Origin of the sequence: Virgibacillus pantothenticus, assembly GCF_018075365.1 — a bacterium.
Taxonomy (GTDB): domain Bacteria; phylum Bacillota; class Bacilli; order Bacillales; family Amphibacillaceae; genus Virgibacillus; species Virgibacillus pantothenticus.
The window spans coordinates 1,904,766-1,927,407 of the sequence record NZ_CP073011.1; the positions used below are offsets into that span (position 1 = coordinate 1,904,766).

General features: G+C 38.9%; 16 protein-coding genes. All 16 read right to left on the reverse strand.

The window, feature by feature from the left end; all coding sequences use genetic code 11:
* Window positions 1-58: 58 nt before the first annotated feature.
* Window positions 59-721, reverse strand: a complete 663-nt coding sequence (locus tag KBP50_RS09065) for a CPBP family intramembrane glutamic endopeptidase (protein ID WP_050352872.1) — start codon at window positions 719-721, stop codon at window positions 59-61.
* A 522-nt stretch (window positions 722-1,243) separates the two neighbouring features.
* The gene (cysK, locus tag KBP50_RS09070; RefSeq protein ID WP_050352871.1) at window positions 1,244-2,167 is read right to left on the reverse strand and encodes a cysteine synthase A; all 924 of its coding nucleotides are present in this window, start codon (window positions 2,165-2,167) and stop codon (window positions 1,244-1,246) included.
* Between the two features lie 66 nt (window positions 2,168-2,233).
* Entirely contained in the window at window positions 2,234-2,659 is a 426-nt protein-coding gene (locus KBP50_RS09075) for a PH domain-containing protein (protein ID WP_050352870.1), read from the reverse strand.
* Between the two features lie 126 nt (window positions 2,660-2,785).
* Complete coding sequence (locus tag KBP50_RS09080) at window positions 2,786-3,580, reverse strand: ABC transporter permease (RefSeq protein WP_082240973.1); 795 nt, start codon at window positions 3,578-3,580, stop codon at window positions 2,786-2,788.
* Between the two features lie 103 nt (window positions 3,581-3,683).
* On the reverse strand, window positions 3,684-4,319 hold the full coding sequence (locus tag KBP50_RS09085) for an ABC transporter ATP-binding protein (protein WP_076361890.1): 636 nt from the start codon (window positions 4,317-4,319) through the stop codon (window positions 3,684-3,686).
* Window positions 4,320-4,974: 655 nt separating this feature from the next.
* On the reverse strand, window positions 4,975-5,838 hold the full coding sequence (locus KBP50_RS09090) for a 5'-3' exonuclease (RefSeq protein ID WP_050352869.1): 864 nt from the start codon (window positions 5,836-5,838) through the stop codon (window positions 4,975-4,977).
* A gap of 3 nt (window positions 5,839-5,841) precedes the next feature.
* Complete coding sequence (locus tag KBP50_RS09095) at window positions 5,842-9,489, reverse strand: dynamin family protein (protein WP_050352868.1); 3,648 nt, start codon at window positions 9,487-9,489, stop codon at window positions 5,842-5,844.
* A 687-nt stretch (window positions 9,490-10,176) separates the two neighbouring features.
* A complete protein-coding gene (locus KBP50_RS09100; RefSeq protein WP_050352867.1) occupies window positions 10,177-11,706 on the reverse strand; it encodes an acyl-CoA carboxylase subunit beta in 1,530 nt (509 codons plus the stop codon).
* Between the two features lie 20 nt (window positions 11,707-11,726).
* Window positions 11,727-12,506, reverse strand: a complete 780-nt coding sequence (locus KBP50_RS09105; protein ID WP_050352866.1) for an enoyl-CoA hydratase — start codon at window positions 12,504-12,506, stop codon at window positions 11,727-11,729.
* A 45-nt stretch (window positions 12,507-12,551) separates the two neighbouring features.
* On the reverse strand, window positions 12,552-12,761 hold the full coding sequence (locus KBP50_RS09110) for an acetyl-CoA carboxylase biotin carboxyl carrier protein subunit (RefSeq protein ID WP_050352865.1): 210 nt from the start codon (window positions 12,759-12,761) through the stop codon (window positions 12,552-12,554).
* 117 nt (window positions 12,762-12,878) lie between these two features.
* Window positions 12,879-14,216, reverse strand: a complete 1,338-nt coding sequence (locus tag KBP50_RS09115) for an acetyl-CoA carboxylase biotin carboxylase subunit (RefSeq protein ID WP_050352864.1) — start codon at window positions 14,214-14,216, stop codon at window positions 12,879-12,881.
* A 10-nt stretch (window positions 14,217-14,226) separates the two neighbouring features.
* A complete protein-coding gene (locus KBP50_RS09120; RefSeq protein ID WP_050352863.1) occupies window positions 14,227-15,861 on the reverse strand; it encodes an AMP-binding protein in 1,635 nt (544 codons plus the stop codon).
* Between the two features lie 18 nt (window positions 15,862-15,879).
* A complete protein-coding gene (locus KBP50_RS09125; RefSeq protein ID WP_050352862.1) occupies window positions 15,880-17,022 on the reverse strand; it encodes an acyl-CoA dehydrogenase family protein in 1,143 nt (380 codons plus the stop codon).
* Between the two features lie 55 nt (window positions 17,023-17,077).
* A complete protein-coding gene (locus KBP50_RS09130; RefSeq protein WP_050352861.1) occupies window positions 17,078-17,689 on the reverse strand; it encodes a TetR/AcrR family transcriptional regulator in 612 nt (203 codons plus the stop codon).
* Between the two features lie 225 nt (window positions 17,690-17,914).
* Window positions 17,915-20,368: a DNA topoisomerase IV subunit A gene (parC, locus tag KBP50_RS09135; protein ID WP_050352860.1), complete on the reverse strand. Its 2,454-nt coding sequence runs from the start codon at window positions 20,366-20,368 to the stop codon at window positions 17,915-17,917.
* Window positions 20,369-20,388: 20 nt separating this feature from the next.
* Entirely contained in the window at window positions 20,389-22,347 is a 1,959-nt protein-coding gene (parE, locus tag KBP50_RS09140; protein ID WP_050352859.1) for a DNA topoisomerase IV subunit B, read from the reverse strand.
* Between the last annotated feature and the right edge of the window lie 295 nt (window positions 22,348-22,642).

Below are 22,642 nucleotides of genomic sequence, written 5' to 3' on the forward strand. Positions count from 1 at the left end.
AATGCGTGCCGTGATAGAAAACTAGCTTACTATGTCTATTAGTTTTTTAATCGAAAGCTTAAAAATAAAATAACGTCATTCCAATGATAATAATCATGATGTCTGCACAAATATGAATTATCCATGAAGACCAAATCGTTCGATTTTTTTCATTTACCTTATGAAAGACCATAGCGATTCCCCAAAGACCGATAAAGCAAGCGCCGATTAAAACAGGGCTAAACCATAGAGCAATCATCGGAATATGATAGATTGCGAATAGGAATGGACTAAAAAAGTATCCGATTTTTCTCGGTAGGTGGAAAAAGATAAACCCGCGAAAAAAATATTCCTCCAAAAAGGAGTTCACAAATGTGATATAAATACCTACAAAAATAAACCCTGTTGCAGTTATTCCTAATCTGCTAGTTAAATCATGTTTAATTTGATGAACGGAAAAATAAGGTGAAAGTAATAAATAAGCAACTAAAACAACACCAGCAGATAGTACACCGAGAAAAAGCAGCCGTAACCAATCTTGTTTATTTAATTTATCTAAACTTAAAACATCCCGGAAACGAAAATCATCAAACAGCCTTGCATATAGCCAAATAACGAGGAAAAATAAACTGATTTTACTTACCGTCTTTATGGCATAATTAATCTCTAGGCCATGCTCTATAAACGCAAGCAAGGCGCAAATAAGGGTAGAGCTGCTAATAATATAAGTGATTTTTTTCATGCTATAACCCCCCTTTTTTCCAACTCCATTGATTGGTAATGACGACAATTCCAAAGAACAAAGGCGCACGCGCCCGTTTAGCAACGTAGCGAATGGAACGAATCAACTAAAGATAAAGGAATTATGCCACTAAAACTGGGGTATGCCGACGCCTGAGCGGCAAGCCCGTTTTTAGTCGGCCTTCCCCTTAGCAACGAACCGATGAGGCCTTATCGTAGAGTGCATTTCTAAAGTCGCATCGTTGCAAGGCGATGGATCCGGACGTGACGATTCGGTTATTTCGTTATCCACAAGCACCTAAATTTATCGTTTCCTATACAATAAAAAAACTATACTTTATCCTACCATAGGAAAAGCCAACGATCACGAGAATTTCGTTGGCTTTTTACAAGAATCATAATTTTTATAAATAACAAAATGCCATCATGTAACTATGACCACTAATGACTAGCGAACACTTTTCAATTCCTGTCATACACAAAGCATTACTAGTTAATCTGTTCTTTAAATCAGTATGATAAATTATTCTTCAGCAAATAAATTCATGCTTAAATAACGTTCACCTGAATCTGGTGCGATACAAACAACTTTCTTTCCTTTTCCTAGTCGCTTTGCTACTTGAATGGCAGCAAAGACTGCCGCTGCACCAGATAATCCGATGAATATGCCTTCTTTTTGACCAAGTTGTTTAAAAAAATCAACTGCATCGTCATCTGCAATTTGCATAATTTCATCATAAATGGACGTATTTAATATCTCAGGTATAAATCCTGGACTCGTACCGACAAGCTTATGTTTACCTGGTTTTCCTCCTGATAACACGGGGGACCCTTTTGGTTCAACCACAGCGATATGAATATCGGGTAGCTTTTCCTTTAATACTTCACCTGTACCAGTTACCGTTCCTCCAGTACCTGCCGTACACACAAACGCGTCCAGTTCCCCATTCATTTGCTTCAAAATTTCCAGAGCTGTTGTTGTTTTATGAATATCAGGATTTGCTTCATTCTCAAATTGCTGCGGAATAAAGCTGCCGGGATGTTCTTTTTGCAATTCCAGCGCTTTTTTGATCGCTCCAGGCATTTTTTCTTCGCTAGGTGTCAGTACAACCTCTGCCCCGTATGCCTTTAAAATATTTCTTCGTTCTGTTGTACTATTATCAGGCATTACAATAATCGCCTTATATCCTTTTGCCGCAGCATTCATTGCTAAGCCAATTCCAGTATTTCCGCTGGTTGGCTCAATAATCGTATCTCCAGGTTTTAACAGTTCTTGTTCTTCAGCAACTTTTATCATATTATAAGCTGCTCTATCTTTGACGCTTCTGCTCGGGTTATACATTTCTAATTTTACATACAGATCTGCTGCATCATCCGGAACAAGTTTATTTAACTTTACCATTGGAGTATTTCCAATTAGTTCACTAATATTCTCAACTACACGCATTATTTTCCATCCTCCTTTTTCATACAAGTATGATAATTTATTTAGATTCATACGTTATAAGTCCGATTAAGAAAGCGATTGTTTCAAAGACTTTTCCATTTTAATATGTGGGTTAATAGCAACGAGTGCTTGTAAAAATTGTTGTTTATCTTGCGGCGAAATGCTCGTTACGTTAAATTTTCCGCAGTGTAGCACAATTCGATCGAGCGATAAAGCCGGTGCTGCAGCTAAAGGGTTTTTTTTCGCTTTAAAAATCACTTGAATCTCTTTAATATTAATGGTTTGGCGAACCGGTCCATAGCGAATTTTTAGTTTTTCACCGATAATCCGATAATCCGTACGAAACCAAAACCATAATAAAAGCCCGATTAATGGGAGAATCAGTAATACGGATAACAAGTTTCCTGTGCGTATCGGTATAAGCAACCCTATTATCGCAATTCCCCATAAGAGAACAGTAATCCACCGATCCTTCTTGGAAGGAAACACCATAGATTTTTCCTCCTGCATGTTTTTTCTTTATTATAAAAGGAATACAATTATTTTTCCAACCGTACCTATCGGATTAAACTAATTTCTTTAGGGAGAGGTATTTTCAGCAGTATCGACCTATGCCACTTATTGATCGGAAAACTTCAATTGTGCGCGATGATTAAAGAACGCTTTATATGCTAAATGGAGGAAAATCACTACCGTTATAGCTACCGTACCAGCTACACCAAGCATAATTGCTATTTGATATTTAACCGCACTAACAGGTGAAGCTCCTGCGATGATTTGTCCTGTCATCATACCAGGTAAAAATACTATTCCCATCCCAACCATGGAATTAATCGTTGGCAGCATCGCAGAATCAAAAGCTTCGTTTATAATGGAATGAGACGCACTTTTGGGCGTTGCTCCGAGCATTAGTGCTGCTTCTATCTTGTCTTTTTGTTCTCTAACTCCAATTAGTAATTGGTTCACTCCTAGGGTAATCCCTGTCATAGCGTTGCCAATAATCATGCCACTAATTGGAATGAACAGCTGTGGATTATACCACGGGTCTAACTGTAATACGACAAATAAAAAATAAACCATACTTACAGATATACCTAATACCATGGCAACAGCAATTGCCTTTTTGACCGATACATGAATTGCTACACTTGCACGTTTATATACATTGTAAATGGCAAACCCAAGCATAAACAAGACAATGACTAATGTGATCATCGGATGTGGATTCTCAAACACGATCATTAATAAATAACCAACAAGGATTAATTGTACGGTCATCCGCAATGTGGAAATGATGATTAACTTTTGTCTTGGGATCCCTTTAATACGAACAATAACCCATAGAATAACAATGAAAACATAAGCGAATAGTAACTGCCAAAAAGTCAAATCAATCGAAGTTGTTTCACTCACTTTTTGTGCTCCTTTCTATTAATCAGCCGTTCTAAACAAGCATTTTAATATCAATAGCTTCTTGAATATGAAATCTGTAATCAATGCCCTTATATTACAGCAATTACGAGACGTTTTCACTATATGAATTCATTTCAATAGTGACGTCTGCCACTCGTCCTGCTAGTTCAAGATCATGGGTGATCATAATTAACGATTTATTTTCAGACTTAATAAAATCAATAAACGCATCGATGACATCATCTGCCGTATCGCTATCTAACGCGGAAGACGGTTCATCCAATAAAAAAACGTCGGCGTCTAGTAACGTGGCTCTTGCTAAAGCAAGTCGTTGCTTTTCCCCTCCTGATAAGTCGTTGGCTGGAGTATCCAATGATTTATGCAAGGATACACGTTTAAGAGCCTGTTGAAGTGTTACCTCATCCGCCGTACTTAGACCAGATAATCTTTGACCAATTTGCAAATTATCTTTAATCGTTCCCGGAAACATAACTGGTGTTTGCGGAACCATGGTGATAGAACGTCTTAGTTCAATCGGATCCATTTGTTGAATATCGTTACCACGGTAAAAAATGGTGCCTTCATCAGGAGAATCCAAATGGTTTAATAATCGAAGAAAAGTTGATTTTCCACTCCCGCTTTTTCCGATAATACAAACAACTTGATTCGCAGGGATTTCTAACTGATTCATTTCTATAATTTCATTTACTTTTACATTTTCAACACGAAACAATGACATATTTATCAACCTCACGACAGAATTTTTCACTATAAACGTTAATAATATATAATTACGTTATTCATTGAGCAATTGAATTTTCAAACAAAACGATAACAAAGCATGACATACACGGAATTGTCTCTCATCTTTTACTATAAATTATTTTCTTAGCTTAACCAAATAGAATGAATTCATGATAAAGCAACTTGAAAGAAACATTCAATCAGAATTAACAGATCTGCGCAAACGATTGTCTATTTTAGCAATATCTTATTTTATTAAGCAATTCCTATAAAAAGAAACCACCTCCATTCTTAATAAAGAACATCAAAAATAAACGCGTTTAGGGTATGCATCGTACCCCCACCCCGTATAGCGCATACCCTGCAATTTTGTTATATCCCTGCATAATAAGATGGTATTGCCCATGTTTTACTAGACTAAGAAGCAATACAAAAACAAAAGGGCAACCAATAAGCTAAGAACAGTTCATTGGTTTGCCCTTTCTACTAATTGGATAGTTTATTTTACCCACATATAAGGGGGTGTAACGCTGTAACTTCAGGAGTTGAATTCTGTAGTACTGCAACAGGGAGATAACAGCGCCTAAATGCCCCATTTACTTAACAATCAGTGAGGATGAATGAAAACCCCCACTGATTGAAGATCTACTTTACACGAGCTTGTCTAAATATTTCCATTCAAGCGATTGAAATGTACCAATAATACGCTCCCGATCATAATCCCATAAAGCTTGTTCTAACTCACACGTAATTGGAACATCACATTTAATTTCAGCGAGACGCCTTGATAAATGTAGCATTTCCATGTTTGCTTTAATCTTTGTTTGTACACCTTTTGGCAACGTATCTATATTTGCGATCATATCCTCGATAGTCCCATGCTCTTGGATTAATTTTAATGCTGTTTTTTCGCCAATTCCTTTGACACCTGGATAATTATCGGAAGGATCCCCCATCAACCCTTTCAAATCAATAATTTGTTTAGGATGAATGCCTTTCTTCTCATAGAAATTAGCTTGATTAAACAGATCATAATTCCCTTGGCCTTTTTTCATAATGGCTACTTGGATACCATCGTCTACCAATTGCAAAATATCTTGGTCGCCGGTCAGAATCGTTACTTCATGATCAGCACCGTACATTTTTGCTAAAGTTCCAATACAATCATCGGCTTCATAATTCTCCAAGCCGATGTTTGGCATATTAAAGCTATCTACTACTTTTTTGGCTAAGTCAAATTGCGGTATCAGCTCTACCGGAGGTTCGTCACGATTGGCTTTATAAGCAGCATACATTTCTGTTCGAAACGTTTTACTTCCCATATCCCAACAGCATACGACGTGTGTTGGTTGAAATGTGTTCACTGCATCTAGAAAATAGCGCAAAAATTGATAAACGCCGTTTGTCGGCATCCCTTCCCTCGTTTTCATAAAATTACCTCGGAATGCAGTAGCAAAAAAACCGCGGAATAATAACGCCATGCCGTCGACTAGCATAATTTGATGTTTGTTCAATGTTTATCCTTCTTTCTGTTTATAATCCGCTAAAATGGCAGACACTTCATGCTGTTTGTTGATTAATTCTGGCAGCGAAACGTTGGAAGTGATCATTTCATGATAGCTATCCATATGTTTTTGTAACTGTATAGCAATGTTCTCCTTTAAATCTGATATAATCGTTGCCCATTGCTCTTCATAGAATGCATCCATATGTTGTTCATTTACATCCATATATTCCTTCACTATTGGCTGCAAAAACCCATATATCGCTTCTTTCGTTCGTTCCTTTTCGTTTTTGGCAAAAAAGGCTTTTGTGTTTTTGTATGACTGAATCATTCGATTTAATGGTTGATGGTCCATTGCTTGAAAGGCCTCGGAAAAAACAGGAGAAGCTATATCTTTCCTATCTATTTCTGCAAACATAAATGATTTATCAACGCTTTGACTTTGCTTTTCTATGAAACGGTATACATCCAGCATAGAATCATTCATAAATGCTTCTATTCGCAATGAAACAGCTTGTAGCTCTCGAATCAACTCTGTTTGACAGTAAGCAATCAAATTCCACATGCAATCCCAAAGTTGCTTTCTTCCTTCTTTACCAGATTCCGTAATGGTAGCAGGATTAACTGTTTCTTTAAACATATCGTGGAAGCGAATTGAAAATCGCTCCAGCACATAGTATAGTTGTTTTTGAATTTTTTGTTTGACTTGGTTGAGATATGCAGCAGCTTTTATGTCATCTATAATTTGCTGTAATTGCTGATGCTTTGTTTCAATGGATTGTTTAAACGCTTTTTTCTCTTGCTGGTCTAACTTCTGAGAGGCAATAAATTGCTGAAGCTGTTGCTCCAGTCGTTCCATATCCCGAAAAGCAGCTGCTACAGCCAATTTCGTTAAGTCACGGTGAATAAATGGATAAAAATCGGCTTCAAATGCTGCCATTAGCTGATCCGACCGTTTATGAAGTTGCTTTTCGCTTAAGGCGTTCCTACTGGAGACAGGATACTGACGAGGAAAACGAATCCCTAATTGAGCTAATTGTTCCGTAACATAGGTTGTCACTAGCGCTAATTCTTCCTCATCCTTTGCTAAATCAGCTGCATTAACGATAAAAAACATTTTATCTAATTGAAAGGAATCTTTTACTCTTCCTAATTGCATAAGAAAATCTTTGTCAGCTCGATTAAGCGCATGATTATAATACGTTACGTAAAGAATGGCATCAGCATGTTTAATATAATCAAACGCCACATTTGTATGTCGCGCATTGATGGAATCTGCTCCTGGTGTATCAACAAGACTAATCCCCTGACGTGTTAGCGCACAATCATAATAAAGGTCGATCGTTTCAACAAAGCACGCTTTCGTTTCATCTGTCACATAGCTCGGAAACGCTTCGATAGATAAGTACATCGACTGACCTAAGAATTGCTGCATAGAAGCATAGCCATTTAAAATGGCTTGCAAATATGCTTGATATGTGTTTTCTAGCTCTTCGTGACGGTATAGTTGTTCTTTATCTATCCATGCTATTAAGTCTTCCAGACGATCAGATTCAGGAGAGAACTTTTTCGTCATCGTCACCACTTCTTTGACCAATTCCTCCTGTTTCTTCAATTGTACAATAACTGTCCCATGTTTATGCGTATTCGTTACAGGGTGAATTCGGTTGACAGTCGCTGTGGTTGGATTTGGCGATACTGGTAAAATGGCTTCTCCCATTAGAGCGTTTGCAAACGATGATTTACCGGCACTAAACGCACCAAATAATGCAATCGTATACGTGCGATGTTCTAATCGATACTGCTTACTTTTTAAATCGTCCATGATCGATTGAAAACCTGGTAGATCTTTAACGATACTCATTGTCTGTTCAATCGCGTTAACAGTTGTCTCTACAGGATGACTTGCTCCTGTTTCTTTGCTAGGTATTTGTTTTTCATCCGTTAATAAACAATCTTCGGAACCTGCCATTTGCCGTGCTTTAAATGCCATTGGTTGAGCTACAAATGTAACGCGTTGTTCTTGTTGTAATAAAATTTCTTCTATCATTGCGATCGTCTTTTCCCGTGAAGGAGCTTCATGATAGATCGCTTGCCTAACCAGGTTTTGTTTGTGGGCTAATGATTTTTCTATAGCAATATAATGATTTAGCTTTTGCTCTATGCTGTTTAGCTCTATTAATTGATCCGTCAGTTTTGAGCATATAGGCTGCAGCTCGGCTTGGATAGCCGCTTCTACCTGATTCCATAACGCATTCGCTTGTTGTTTCGCCTGCTTTTTGATTTCGTGTGCCAAATCATTCGTATATTGGATAATGGCTTCCCCATTAAGTGTAGCCCCTTGCTTGATTGTTTCTAGTAAATCTGCTTCTTTGACCGAGATCGTAAACTGCTGCAGTTCATTTTGCACTTGAATGTCATCCACTTTGTAATCCTTCAGCAATGGTAACCACTTATCCCGCAGCTTCCATTGTAATCCTGCTTCCACAGTTTGCTGTAAATCAATTCGAAATTCGTTTAAACGTTTTTTTCTTTCTTCACTCGTTTTTTTCTTTGCTCCCAATAAGCCAACTTTAAAATCACTTTGCTGCGATTCTAAAAAGGATGCCGCTTTATCTCTTAATACAGCAGGCATTAAATACGCATTTTTTAACGTCTGCTGTAAAACGTCATAGAAGTCTGTTTTCAAATTGGTCTTCTTTTGCTCGTATGCATCCAATTTATTTTGAATGGTAGATTTTTGGCTAAGCTCTTCTTGTTGCTTCGGTGGCACGTAATATGTCTCCAATTCTTCTTCAAATTGTTCCTGAAGAAAGACAACATGTTGTTCTATCACGTCATTCAAGCTATGTTGACGGTCCAATAACTCCTGCTTACGGGTTGTGAATAGATCATCCTGTAATGTTTGTTGGATTTCCTGAAATTGGTTATGTTCTAAGTCAGGTTCATATAAAGAAGAATAAAATATTCTCTCCGGTTTGATTTCCCATACATCGAATGTCTGTCTTATACTTTCCTTAAAGCTAGTAAAGGTGAGTTCCGATTCTTTATGTTTATCAATTTGATTAATAATGACATAGAATGGTATATTTTTTGCTTGCAGATCGAGCAAAAATTGCAAATTCACTTCCGATTGCACATGGTTATAATCCATTACATAAAACAGTGCATCCATCAGATGTAGTGAACCTTCTGTCATTAATCGATCCGCATCATCTGCTGCATCAATGCCTGGTGTATCAATAAACGCTGTCTTTGCTGGTAACAGTGGTGCCAATGTGCTGATTTCAATTTTTTGGATATTATCTTTATCCATGGAGTATTGTTTCAGCATATCTAAATCAAACGGTTCTTGATATTCTTCTGGAGCGCTATGTTTAAAATACACCCGAACCTTGCCCTTGCCAGATGTAATTTTAACGATATTCGCACTTGTTGGAATGGGACTGTTTGGCAAAATGTCCTCTCCTAGCAATGCATTGATCATGGATGATTTGCCAGCAGAAAAATGACCAGCAAAACAGATCATAAGCTCCTGTTGCTTATATTTATCGTAGAGCTCAATTAACTTCTCTGCGCGAATATCATCTCCGTTTTCACGTACCTGTTCATATACTGCAGCCAGTTGATGTAGCAAATGTGGTGCAGCTTCTTTCGTCATGATGTTTTCCCCCATAATTCTTTCACGCATCCCTTATCCTTTTTACTAGCGTCTATTATACGAGATATGGCACTCTATTTCTACTAATAGTTTTTAATTAGTTTACATAATAATATTATGGTATACTTTTTTATGAAATGACTATCGGAAGAAACAGTCCACCTTCGAATATTTGTGTTTATTCATAGTGCTTTGGCATTAAGATAAATCAGGTAAATTAAGTAGCTATGTTTTTTAGATAAGACAGTTTGCAGAAGAAAGAATCAAGAGCTAGTGCATAGTATTATGTCAAAGTAAAACCGAATGCGCCAATTTGCTTACCCTTATTTATTAAACCATTTCATCTGTATTAGCAACTATTAACATGAGCCTTTCGATTGATATCTCATTGAATGTAATAATCTGAACAAAGGCGATAAGCGCCCGTTTAGCAACGTAGCAAATGGAACGAATCAACGGAAATGAAGGATCGAGTGAAGAAAACCCATTTCTGAATCAAATGCTACTTGTAAAAAATGATAATTACAGTAGGTGTGTTAGAGTTACTCAAAAACTTGAAAAAAGCTCTTGACATTGTACGCTATACAATAAAAAAACTCAGCCATTATAGATAAAAGCTGAGCTATAATACATATGGTACGAAACAGATGTTGGTTTAACTTATAATTTCAACCTTTTAGATAACCGTTATACTGGATAGACACCATGCTTTCTTTCCGTAAATGTCACGTTCTTAGAATCATAGATAGCAAAGCGCGTCTTTAATTCTTCTCGCAAGTTCTCCGGATCAATGATCGCATCTACGACCATTTCTGAAGCCAAACGATAAATATCAATATTCTCCTTATATTCTTCTTGCTTTTCTTTAATAAAGGCCGGTCGCTCTTCTTCAGACATATCCTGAATCTTATTAGCGTACACAGCATTCACTGCTGCTTCTGGTCCCATAACAGCAATTTGAGCAGTAGGTAATGCCAGACAGCAATCTGGTTCAAATGCAGGACCCGCCATAGCATAAAGCCCAGCGCCATAAGCTTTACGAACAATAACAGAAATTTTTGGAACCGTCGCTTCACTCATCGTAGCAAGCATTTTGGCACCATGGCGAATAATGCCAGCGCGTTCGACCTTTGTACCAATCATAAAACCTGGTACGTCTACCAAGAACAACAACGGGATATTAAAGGCGTCACATAGCTGCATAAATTTGGCGGCTTTATCAGCTGAGTCTGGAAATAAGACGCCTCCCTTCATTCTTGGTTGATTTGCAATAATACCGATCGATCGTCCATCTATTCTGGCGAGTCCAGTTATTAGTTCGGGAGCGAATTTTTTCTTTATTTCACAGAAGCTATCTGCATCAATAAGCCGATCGATAAGGTCATACATATTAAAGGCAGCATTTTGATTTTCTGGGATTAAATCAGCGATACTTTTTTCCAGTTGCTTACTTGCTTTTGCTTCTTCTACAGATGGCTTATGTCTAAAATTAGCTGGGAAATAACTTAAGTATGATTGGGTATAGTCGATAGCCTCTTGCTCTGTTTTGACTAATACGTCGCCAACTCCAGAAACAGAGCAATGCATTGTGGCACCGCCCATTTCTTCTAAACTAACTTTCTCTCCGATTACCTTTTCTGCCATCCGTGGCGAGCCTAAATACATGGAAGCATTGCCTTCCACCATTATAACAATGTCACAAAAAGCAGGTATATAGGCTCCTCCTGCTGCGGATGGTCCGAATAAGAGACATACTTGCGGTACACGACCAGATAGCTTTATCTGATTATGGAAAATTCGCCCTGCGCCCCTTCTGTTTGGAAACATTTCGACTTGATCGGTAATTCTTGCACCAGCGGAATCTACTAAATAAATCATCGGAATTTCCAACGTCATGGCTGTTTCTTGAATACGAATGATTTTTTCCACTGTACGTCTGCCCCATGATCCAGCTTTTACTGTTGAGTCATTTGCCATCACGCATACGGACTGACCATTAATTTTTCCAATTCCTGTTACAACTCCATCCGATGGTAGTGTTTCATCCATACAATTTGCAAAAAATGCATCTTCAAGACTTAAATCGTCGTCCAAAAGCCGTTTTAATCGTTCACGTACAAACAGCTTCCCTTTTTCTTCATTTTTGCGATGATATTTTTCTTTTCCTCCACTTTTAATCGTGGCTACTTTTTCATCATAAATGTTGTTGTAAGTCATCCTAACAAAGCCTCCCTGTTTTAGTTTCCATGATAGTGTGGTGTCCGTTTTTCACGAAAGGCTTGAAGCCCTTCGATTCGATCATTCGTTGGAATCGTATGCTGATAGGCGAGTTGTTCGATAAGTAAGCCAGTTGTTAAATCTGTTTCTGTTCCTTTATTAAGTGCGATTTTCGCTTGCCTCAGCGCAATGGGACCATTTTTGGCAATAGTTGCTGCAAACTGTTTTACTGTTTCTTGTAATTCGTTACCTGCAACGGTCTCCTCCACTAACCCTATATGGAAAGCTTCTTCTGCCGTGATCCGCTTGGCGCTATAAATTAATTGCTTTGCCCTACCGATTCCAATTAATCGAGGTAGACGTTGTGTTCCCCCTGCTCCAGGAATAATGGCTAATGACGTTTCCGTAAGCCCCATCTGTGCATGGTGCGCAGCTATACGAATATCACAGGCTAATGCTAATTCCAACCCACCGCCAAAAGCAACTCCATTCATTGCTGCGATGACCGGCATAGGTAAATTCTCCACCATGGTTACTGTATCTCCAATATGAGCAACCGCTGCTATTACCTCTTGATCATTCATTCCAGCGCGCTCTTTTAAATCAGCCCCTGAGCAAAATGCTTTTTCTCCCTCGCCTGTAAGAATGGTACAGGCAATGGATCGATCCTGTTCCACTGTTTGAATAGTTGCTTGCAATTCTGTAAGTAAAGGTTGGGACAGCGCATTTGCTGCTTCTGGGCGATTTATTTTAACAATAGCAATCGATTGCTCCTTTTGTAATTCAATAAACTTTCCCACATGTATCCCCCTTGTTTTTCTAATGAGTGTAATTCGCGTTTCCGATTATTCAATAACAGCAATGACGTCTCCTTCGTTTACAAAATCCCCTTCTTGGACTTTAAATTCTTTCACTGTACCTGACTGTTCTGCAGCAATTGGAATTTCCATTTTCATCGACTCCAAGATGACGACATCTTGACCTTCCTCCACGCTGTCACCTTGTGCTACTGTCATCTTCCATACACTTCCTGCCATCGTTGCTTTTACTTCCATTTTGATTTCCTCCTTAAGTGTAAACGTTTTCTCTTATAAATGTCGTTTTTAAGATGAGAATTTAATAAGTATCTAAAATAACTCCACTGTTGTTACTTTTGTAACAGTGACAAATCTTCATCCATGATACAATTCTAAAAAGCTAGTTGTGGTGTTACCCGCTTGAAATTGTTCGTGTTCAACAACACGCAATAACATGGGAATATTTGTCTTGATCCCCGTAACTTTATATTGTTCTAATGCTTGCTTTAATAGAGAAATTGCCACTTCTCGAGATTTCCCATGAACAACTAATTTGGCAATCATCGGATCGTAAAACGGGGTCACATCATAATTACTGCGTACCGCTACTTCATTACGAATATACTCTCCCTCTGGTGGTTGAAATACATCTATATGGCCTGGAGAAGGAAAGAACGTCTTCGGGTCTTCAGCATAGATCCTAGCTTCGATGGCATGCCCATTGATAAAAAGCTCATCTTGAGATAGCTGTAACGGCTTACCACTTGCAATTTCAAGCTGCTTTTCAACAATATCTACTCCTGTGATCTCTTCTGTAATTGGATGTTCTACTTGAATCCGTGTATTCATTTCTAAAAAGTAGAAATTCTCCTGTTCGTCTACTAAAAATTCAATGGTACCAGCGTTTGTATACGCCAAAGCTTTTGCTGCCTGAACCGCTTTTTCGCCCATTTCCTGCCTAGTTTCCTCAGAAATAAATGGGGATGGTGCTTCTTCGATTACCTTTTGATTTCTCCGCTGGATCGAGCATTCACGCTCAAATAAATGAACGACATTTCCATGGTGGTCAGCTAATACTTGCACTTCAATATGACGGGCATTTTCTATTTTCTTCTCCATAAACATTGCTCCATCACCAAATAAGCTTTGTGCTCGTTTGGTGTTGTTAACAAATGCTTCTTTCAGCTCAGCTTCCGTTTGCACCACCTGCATTCCAATACCACCACCTCCAGCAGATGCTTTTACCATCACTGGATAGCCAATTTGACTGGCGTAGGAAGCAGCATCTTCCGCTGTTGCAACAGCTCCGTCCGTTCCAGGAACAACTGGCACTCCTGCTGTTTGCATTGCTCGTCTAGCTTCTATCTTGCTCCCCATCTTTTGAATCACACTACTTTTGGGTCCAATAAATACTAATCCTGCTTGTTCACATTGCTCAGCAAACCCAGCGTTTTCACTTAAAAATCCATAGCCGGGATGGATAGCGTCGGCCTTTGTTTCTTTTGCTATTTCAATTATTTTTTCCGCATTTAAATAGCTTTCCTGCACCCTAGGCGGTCCAATTAAATAGCTTTCATCCGCCATTTCCACATGGGGTGCGTATTTATCAGCCTCGGAATAAACGCTAACCGTTCGAATATTTAATTTTTTACATGTGCAAATAATTCGTACAGCAATTTCCCCACGATTTGCAATCATCAGTTTGTTTATCATGTTTTGCCCCCTATTCATTCAGCTTTTGGATCGCCATTTCTTTCAAGCGGTATTTTTGAATTTTTCCACTTGCTGTCATGGGATATTTGTCTACAAATGCAATATACTTCGGTATTTTATGCCACGATATATTCCCCTCACAAAAGGATCGAATATCCGCCTCGGAAACTTGGCTATTTTCCTTCGGTATAATCCATGCCATTATTTCTTCGCCGTACTTTTTATCTGGAATGCCAACTATTTGGACATCGAGGACATCTGGATGCTGATATAAAAACTCTTCAATTTCCCGTGGGTAAATATTTTCTCCACCACGAATAATCATATCCTTCATTCTACCAGTAATTTCCAAATAACCGTCTAATCGCATCAACGCCAAATCTCCTGTGTGCAACCAGCCATCTTCATCGATCGCAAGCTCGGTCGCCTCTGGATTATTATAATATCCCTTCATCACATGGTAACCTCGTGTTAACAATTCGCCAGGAACACCTCGTTCTTGCTCCTCACTAGTTCCTGGAATGACGATTTTCACCTCTACATTCGGGTGGGGTGTTCCAACAGTGCTCACTCGTAACTCAATTGGGTCGTCTGTTTTGGTTTGTGTAATAACAGGAGAAGCTTCCGTCTGACCATATGCTATGGTTATTTCTTCTGCCCCCATTTTTTCCATCACTTTCGTCATTACTTCCATCGGACAAGGGGAACCCGACATAATACCCGTCCTTAAACTGGACAAATCATACTGCTCAAAATTGGGATGATTTAGCTCGGCAATAAACATCGTCGGTACACCATGCAGGGCTGTACATCGTTCTTGAGCAACGGCTGCCAAAACTTTCTCTGGGTGGAACTGCTCTACTAAAACCATTGTTGTTCCTTTAGAAACAGCAGCTAATACGCCTAACACGCACCCAAAGCAGTGAAAAAACGGAACTGGAATACACAATCTGTCTGCTTCTGTTAGCTTCATACAATCCGCAATTTGTTTGCCATTATTAACAATATTATGATGTGTTAGCATAACACCCTTAGGAAAACCCGTTGTGCCAGAAGTATACTGCATATTAATAACTTCATGTTCTTCTAAAATCGTTTTCCGTTCCCACAAATCCTGATCTGATATTTCTTTACCAGCATCCATGATATCGCGCCAACTATAAGCAAAAGGATAATTGGTATTACCTAGGATGATAATATTTTTTAGCTTCGGCAAAGCTTTCGATTGCAGATTGCCTGGTGCTGCTTCTTCCAGTTCTGGACAAATACTTTTTAAAACTTCTATATAGGAGGTTCCTTTATAATTTTCTGCCATAATTAAAGTGGTTGCTTCCGACTGCTCTAATAGATACTGTAGTTCACTAGCTTGATAGTTTGTATTTACCGTTACTAACACAGCACCCATTTTTCCGGTTGCAAATTGTGTAGTCAGCCATTCGGGTTTATTATCTGACCAAATAGCAACATGTTCTCCCTTGCCAACTCCCAATGCCATTAGGCCTTTTGCTGCTTGGTTAACTTCTTTATTAAATTCCTGATATGTTTTTCTAAGCTTTAATTCTGGGTAGACAACCGCCTCATGCTCCGGATATAATTTTACTTGTTCCTCTAAGAGCTCTCCAACGGTAACATGTAAAAGTGACATGAATATCCCCCCGATCCTTTAACACCCTAAGTGTCTCGCAATAACCAAGCGCTGAATTTCTGAAGTGCCTTCTCCAATCTCCAACAGCTTAGCATCACGTAAATAGCGCTCGACTTCATACTCGCGCATATAGCCATAACCACCATGAATTTGAATCGCTTGATTAGCTGCACGAAAAGCAGTCTCTGTAGCATATAACTTTGCAAAAGAAGCTTCTTTCCCGAAGGTTTTATCCGCATCTTTTAACCAAGCGGCTTTATGTACCATGTTTCTAGCTAGCTCCACTTCCATCGCCATGTCTGCTAATTTAAATTGTATCGCCTGAAAATCAGAAATTGCTTTACCAAACTGCTTTCGTTCTTTTGCATAGTTTAACGCCTTTTCCAGCGAAGCTTGAGCAATCCCTACACCGAGAGCAGCTATAGATATGCGACCACCGTCTAATGTGTATAAGAACTGTTTAAACCCTTTTTCTGGATCTCCTAACAGGTTTTCCTTAGGTACGCGTACATTGTCTAACACAATTTCGGCTGTATCTGACCCACGAACTCCCATTTTGTCATAATTACTTGTGATGGAAAGCCCTTTTGCATCGGTCGGAACAATGATGGCGGAAATGATATTTTTACCGCGACTATCCTTTCCAGTGACCGCGGTTACAATAAGTGTTTTCGCATAACTCGCATTTGTTATATAACATTTCTCTCCGTTAATAACGTATTCGTCACCTTCTACCATTGCAGTTGTCTTCGTTCCGCCAGCGTCTGAACCAGCATTTGGCTCCGTTAGTCCAAATGCCCCAAGCGCTTTCCCTTCAGCTAATGGAACTAAATATTGCTGTTTTTGTGCTTCTGTGCCGAAGTAATATATCGGGCTGGCACCTAATGAAACAGCTGCAGCATAGCTTAACCCCGTACTCCCGCAAACACGACCAATCTCTTCTACTGCTAGTGCATAAGATAATGTATCGCCACCAGAACCCCCATATGCTTCTGGAAAAGGGATTCCTAATAAACCAAGCTCCCCCAATTGCTTAAAAATATCAACTGGAAAAGTGGCTGTTTTATCGATTTCAATTGCACGCGGCTTAATCACCGACTCGGCAAAATCCCTTACCATTTTTTGTACCATTGTTTGTTCTTCCGTTAATGAAAAATTCATGAGCATCCCCCTTTATTGGACTAGACCGACTGGTTGGTCTGTGGTTGACAAAAGATCATTTCCATACGTCCATATGATTGCGTATTGTCCCATTATATGACTTGAAACTAGTAGCTTCATTTGGCAAAATAGCTTGTAAAATAAGCTCAATAAATATATCACTGATTTCATCAATCGTGTTCTTACCTTTTGGCTGATACCATTTATACGTCCAATTAACCATTCCTAATATTGCCATACCTGTTATTTCAGCAGGCAAGTCTTTTCGAAATTCCCCATTTGCTTGCCCTTCAGCAATTGTTTGCAGGATTAATTGCTTAAATTGATCTCTTTTTTGTTTAATTAGGTGTTCATACTCTGGCTTCAAATAAATACTTTCCTGATAAAACACAGAAATATGCGGTTTGTAAATGTCAAACACTTTTACAAAATCCTTAATAATTGCCTTTAATTTGTCTGTAGGAGAAGTATAGCTGTTATTTGCATATGCTGCTTTTTCGAGTACATAGCTAATAAACGTATCGTGAATGACGTAAAGTAATTCTTCTTTAGAAGTGAAATGGTGATAAAATCCACCTTTGGACGCTTTCGCTTTCCGTACAATTTCATTTACCGTTACACCATGAAAGCCTTTCTTCTCAAACAACAATAATGAGGATTGAATAATTCTTTCTCGTAAATCCGTTCCCGATCCCCCCTTTCTTGTATACGTTTACATTATCATAGTTAGCAGAAAATTTAAAGTGTTTATACGAATTCAGTTAATAGCTATGTATGAACATAGCCAGCCAATGGTGGAAACGACTTCCACCATTAGCTGACCAGCTTATGTTACTTTTTTTGAGTTGCCAAATTATTATTTATCCCATAAACACGAGACGAAGAATGAAGATTACTTTTCTTCTTGGTTTTCGAATGGTTGTTCGTAACGGATTTGTTTCCAAGCCTCGAGGACTTCTCCGTGGTTATCTGTATCTATGATAAATGAACCATTGCTGTACCTGTCACTGTTGGATAATTCAAGTGGGAATACGTGATGGACCTCGCCATCTTCTGTTTTAAATTGTATCGTATCTTGCTCATTGACTAGGAAAAATCCGCGTATCCGATGTGGCTTGCTTTTCAGCTCACGCAGCATTTGTAATCCCCGCTTGGCTCGACTCGTTTTTTCAAATAAACTTAGTTTCATTCGTTTGCATGCTCCCCGTTGCGTGAGAACAACTAACGAAGGTTCTGATAAATCATCAAACACTTGACCACTTACAACCTGTTCTCCTTCTTTTAACTGAATAGCCTTTACTCCAGCTGCACGTTGACCAACAACCGAAATTTCAGATTCATGATACCACAATCCATACCCTTTATCTGAAGTAATAAATACATCTTTGTTTCCATCTGTTTGATGTACGCTCACTACCTCATCCCCGGCCTTCAGGTTAAGAGCAATGAGCGCTTTTCCATGTCTTTGAGCTTCATAAAGCTTGAATTGACTTCGTTTTGCCATGCCGTTTTTCGTCAAAAATAACAGGTAGTTATCTTCACTAAACTGACGAACAGGAATACATGTGATTATTTTTTCTTCTTTCTCTAACGCAACAATATTAGAAAGATGCTGTCCAATGTCTTTCCAGCGTATATCAGGTAATTCATGAACAGGTATATAAATATACTTACCTTTATTTGTGAAAAGAAGTATTTTATCCGTAGTATTCAATTCAGCTAAACGAATTACATGATCTCCTTCCTTCATGGCAAAATCCTCACCGTTAGAAGCACTATAGGATCGCAAACTGGTGCGCTTTACGTACCCATCTTTCGTTACAGACAGTAATACGTCCTCGCTTGCAACCATCACTTCAATATCAATCTTCAGTTCTTCAATTTCGGCTTCAATCACCGTTAATCGTGGAGAAGCATACGTTTTTTTCAATTTTCTTAAGTCTTTTTTAATGGTTTGTAATAGCTGCTTTTCACTACCTAAAATAAGCTCCAATACCTTAATCCGCTCTTTTAAAGCTTTTGCTTCTTGCTCTAGCGATGTAATATCCGTATTGGTTAATCGATATAACTGTAACATGACAATGGCTTCGGCTTGTGCTTCTGTGAAAGAATAACTTGCGATTAGTTGTCGCTTCGCATCCTGCTTATCCTTGGAAGAACGAATCGTTTGAATTACTTCATCCAAAATGGAAATGGCTTTGATCAATCCTTCAACAATATGAGCACGATCCTTTGCTTTTTTTAAGTCAAAGGTAGTTTGTCTCGTTACCACTTCTTTTTGATGGGCAATATATGATTCCAATAGCTGATTTAACGATAATTGCTTTGGCGTTTTATCTTGAATGGCAACCATATTAAAATGATAGGTTACTTGTAAATCGGTATTTTTAAATAAGTAATTCAATACCCCTTCTGCATTGACGTCCTTTTTTAACTCAATTACAATTCGTAAACCTGTACGATCCGTTTCATCACGAACCTCTGCAATTCCTTCTACTTTACGGTCAATTCGTAATTCATCTATTTTCTTAACCATATTGGCTTTGTTTACTTCATAAGGAATCTCATCAACAATAATCTGTTCTCGATTGCCACGAACAGCTTCAATTCTCGTTTTTCCACGAACCACTATTTTGCCGCGCCCTGTTTCATACGCTTTTTTTATCCCATCTATCCCTTGAATAATACCGCCAGTAGGAAAGTCTGGTCCTTTCATGACCTTCATCAATTCCTCTGTCGATACGGAGGGCTTATCAATTTTAAGGATAACTGCATCCAACACCTCTGCCAAGTTATGTGGCGGAATATCTGTTGCATATCCAGCAGAAATTCCAGTCGATCCATTTACAAGCAAATTAGGAAATTTAGCCGGTAAGACAACTGGTTCCGTGTCGGTATCATCAAAATTAGGAATAAAATCAACGGTATCTTTATCAATATCCCGCAGTAACTCAGAAGCGATACTCGATAGTCTAGCTTCTGTATAACGCATTGCAGCTGGCGGATCACCGTCAATGCTTCCGTTATTTCCGTGCATTTCAACTAAGACATTTCTCACTTTCCAATCTTGGCTTAGTCGAACCATTGCTTCATAAACAGAGGAGTCCCCGTGAGGATGATAGTTCCCAATTACTGTTCCTACCGTTTTAGCTGATTTACGAAAATTTTTATCATGTGTATTCTTTTCTACATGCATGGCATAAAGAATTCTTCGTTGTACCGGTTTTAAACCGTCTCTGGCATCAGGTAATGCTCGATCCTGAATAATATATTTACTGTACCTTCCAAATCGGTCACCTATCACTTCTTCTAAGGGAAGGTCTAAATATGTTCCTGGTTGCGTCAAACCAAAGCCCTCCTTAAAAATTATTTATCTGTTTGGATTTTATCATTTTCTAAAATGTTGGATGCATCGTCCAAGCCAAATTCCACGTTTCCTTCAATCCATTTTCTGCGTGGTTCCACTTTATCGCCCATTAATGTTGTTACTCGACGTTCAGCACGAGCTAAATCATCAATGGTTACTCGAATTAACGTTCGTGACTCCGGGTTCATGGTTGTTTCCCAAAGCTGATCGGCGTTCATTTCTCCTAACCCTTTATAGCGCTGCAATGTATATCCATTTTTAAATTGCTGAATGACTCGCTTCATCTCCTGTTCATCCCATGCGTATGCTATTTGCTTCTTCTTCCCTTTTCCTTTTGCAATTTGATATAAAGGAGGAAGAGCAATATATACTTTACCAGCTTCTACAAGTGGGCGCATATACCTGTAAAAGAACGTGAGCAACAAGACTTGGATATGTGCTCCATCTGTATCCGCGTCAGTCATTATAATAATTTTATCGTATTGCACATCTTCCAAATCAAAGTCACCACCGACACCGGCGCCAATCGTATGAATAATCGTTGAGATTTCCTCATTTTTAAAAACATCTTCCAGTTTTGCTTTTTCAGTATTGATTACTTTTCCACGTAATGGGAGTACAGCTTGAAACTTGCGATCCCTTCCTTGCTTCGCAGAACCGCCTGCTGAATCCCCCTCAACGAGATATAATTCATTTCGCTTGGCATTTTTAGATTGAGCCGGAGTTAACTTTCCACTTAGTAACGTTTCTTTTCGTTTACGCTTCTTTCCTGTTCTTGCTTCTTCACGTGCCTTTCGTGCAGCTTCTCTTGCTTCTTTTGCTTTTATCGCTTTTCTAATAAGCAGATTAGCTATATCTGGATTTTCTTCAAGAAAGAAGGTTAACTTTTCAGATACAACCGCATCAACGACCGAACGAGCTTCAGGAGTACCTAATTTTCCCTTTGTCTGCCCTTCAAATTGCAATTTCTGCTCAGGGACACGGACTGAAACAATAGCTGTAAATCCTTCTCGGATATCCGTACCTTCTAGATTTTTATCTTTTTCTTTCAGCAATCCTGTACGTTTTGCGTAGTCATTGAAGGTTCTTGTAATTGCTGTTCGTGCACCAGATTCATGCGTTCCTCCATCTTTTGTGCGTACATGGTTAACAAAAGAAAGCATGCTCTCTGCAAAGCCATCGTTGAATTGAAAAGCAAAATCCACTTCGATCCCTTGCTGTTCTCCTTCAAAAGCTACGACAGAATGAAGTGTATCTTTTTCCTCGTTTAAATAGTCGACAAAGGCCTTCAAGCCATCTGGAAATTGATATTTTTCCGTTTGGTCATGTCTTAAATCGTGTAATTCGATCGTCAAACCTTTTAATAAAAAAGCTGCCTCTCGTAAACGTTCCGATAACGTTTCAAAGTCATACACCACTGAAGTAAAAATAGTGGGGTCGGGTTTAAAATGAATGGTTGAACCGGATTTTTTCGTTGATCCTTTCTTTTCTAGTGTGCCTACTGGCTTCCCTCCGTTTTCGAAGCGCTGAAAATACGTAGCTCCATCACGATGGATAGTAACTTCAAGCCATTCGGACAATGCGTTTACTACAGATGCACCAACGCCATGTAGTCCTCCACTTGTCTTATAACCGCCCTGTCCGAATTTACCGCCCGCATGTAAAATGGTAAAAATAACCTCCGGGGTTGGCTTCCCAGAGCGATGCATACCAGTAGGGATACCTCGCCCATAGTCGGTTACGGAAATGCTATTATCCTTATGTATTGTTACTTTAATGACATCGCCAAATCCAGCCAAGGCCTCGTCTACCGCATTATCTACAATCTCAAACACGAGATGATGCAGTCCTCGAAGATCTGTACTTCCAATATACATTCCTGGTCGTTTGCGTACAGCCTCAAGGCCTTCTAGAACTTGGATCGAGTCATCACTATATGAAATAGGTTGTTTTGTCACGCCGTACCTGCTCCTTTCATTTCTGTAAGTACTATATTAGAACGAACGTTTGTTTATGTAAAGAAGAAAGGGAATCCTGCATTTGTGAACGAATCTTTTTTTCTTTTAAAACATATTTTAATTATCGTCTATGGAGGTAGTTCGGGAGATAAGTGAGACTTCAATCATAGGGACATGCTCCCCCCCTCTGAGATGGTGATACCATAAGGATTTGGCCCAAAGGTCTATTGAACAGAATTGTGAATTTGACTTGAATCTTGATTCTCCACTCATCCTACTGGGGTTCCCTTTGTAG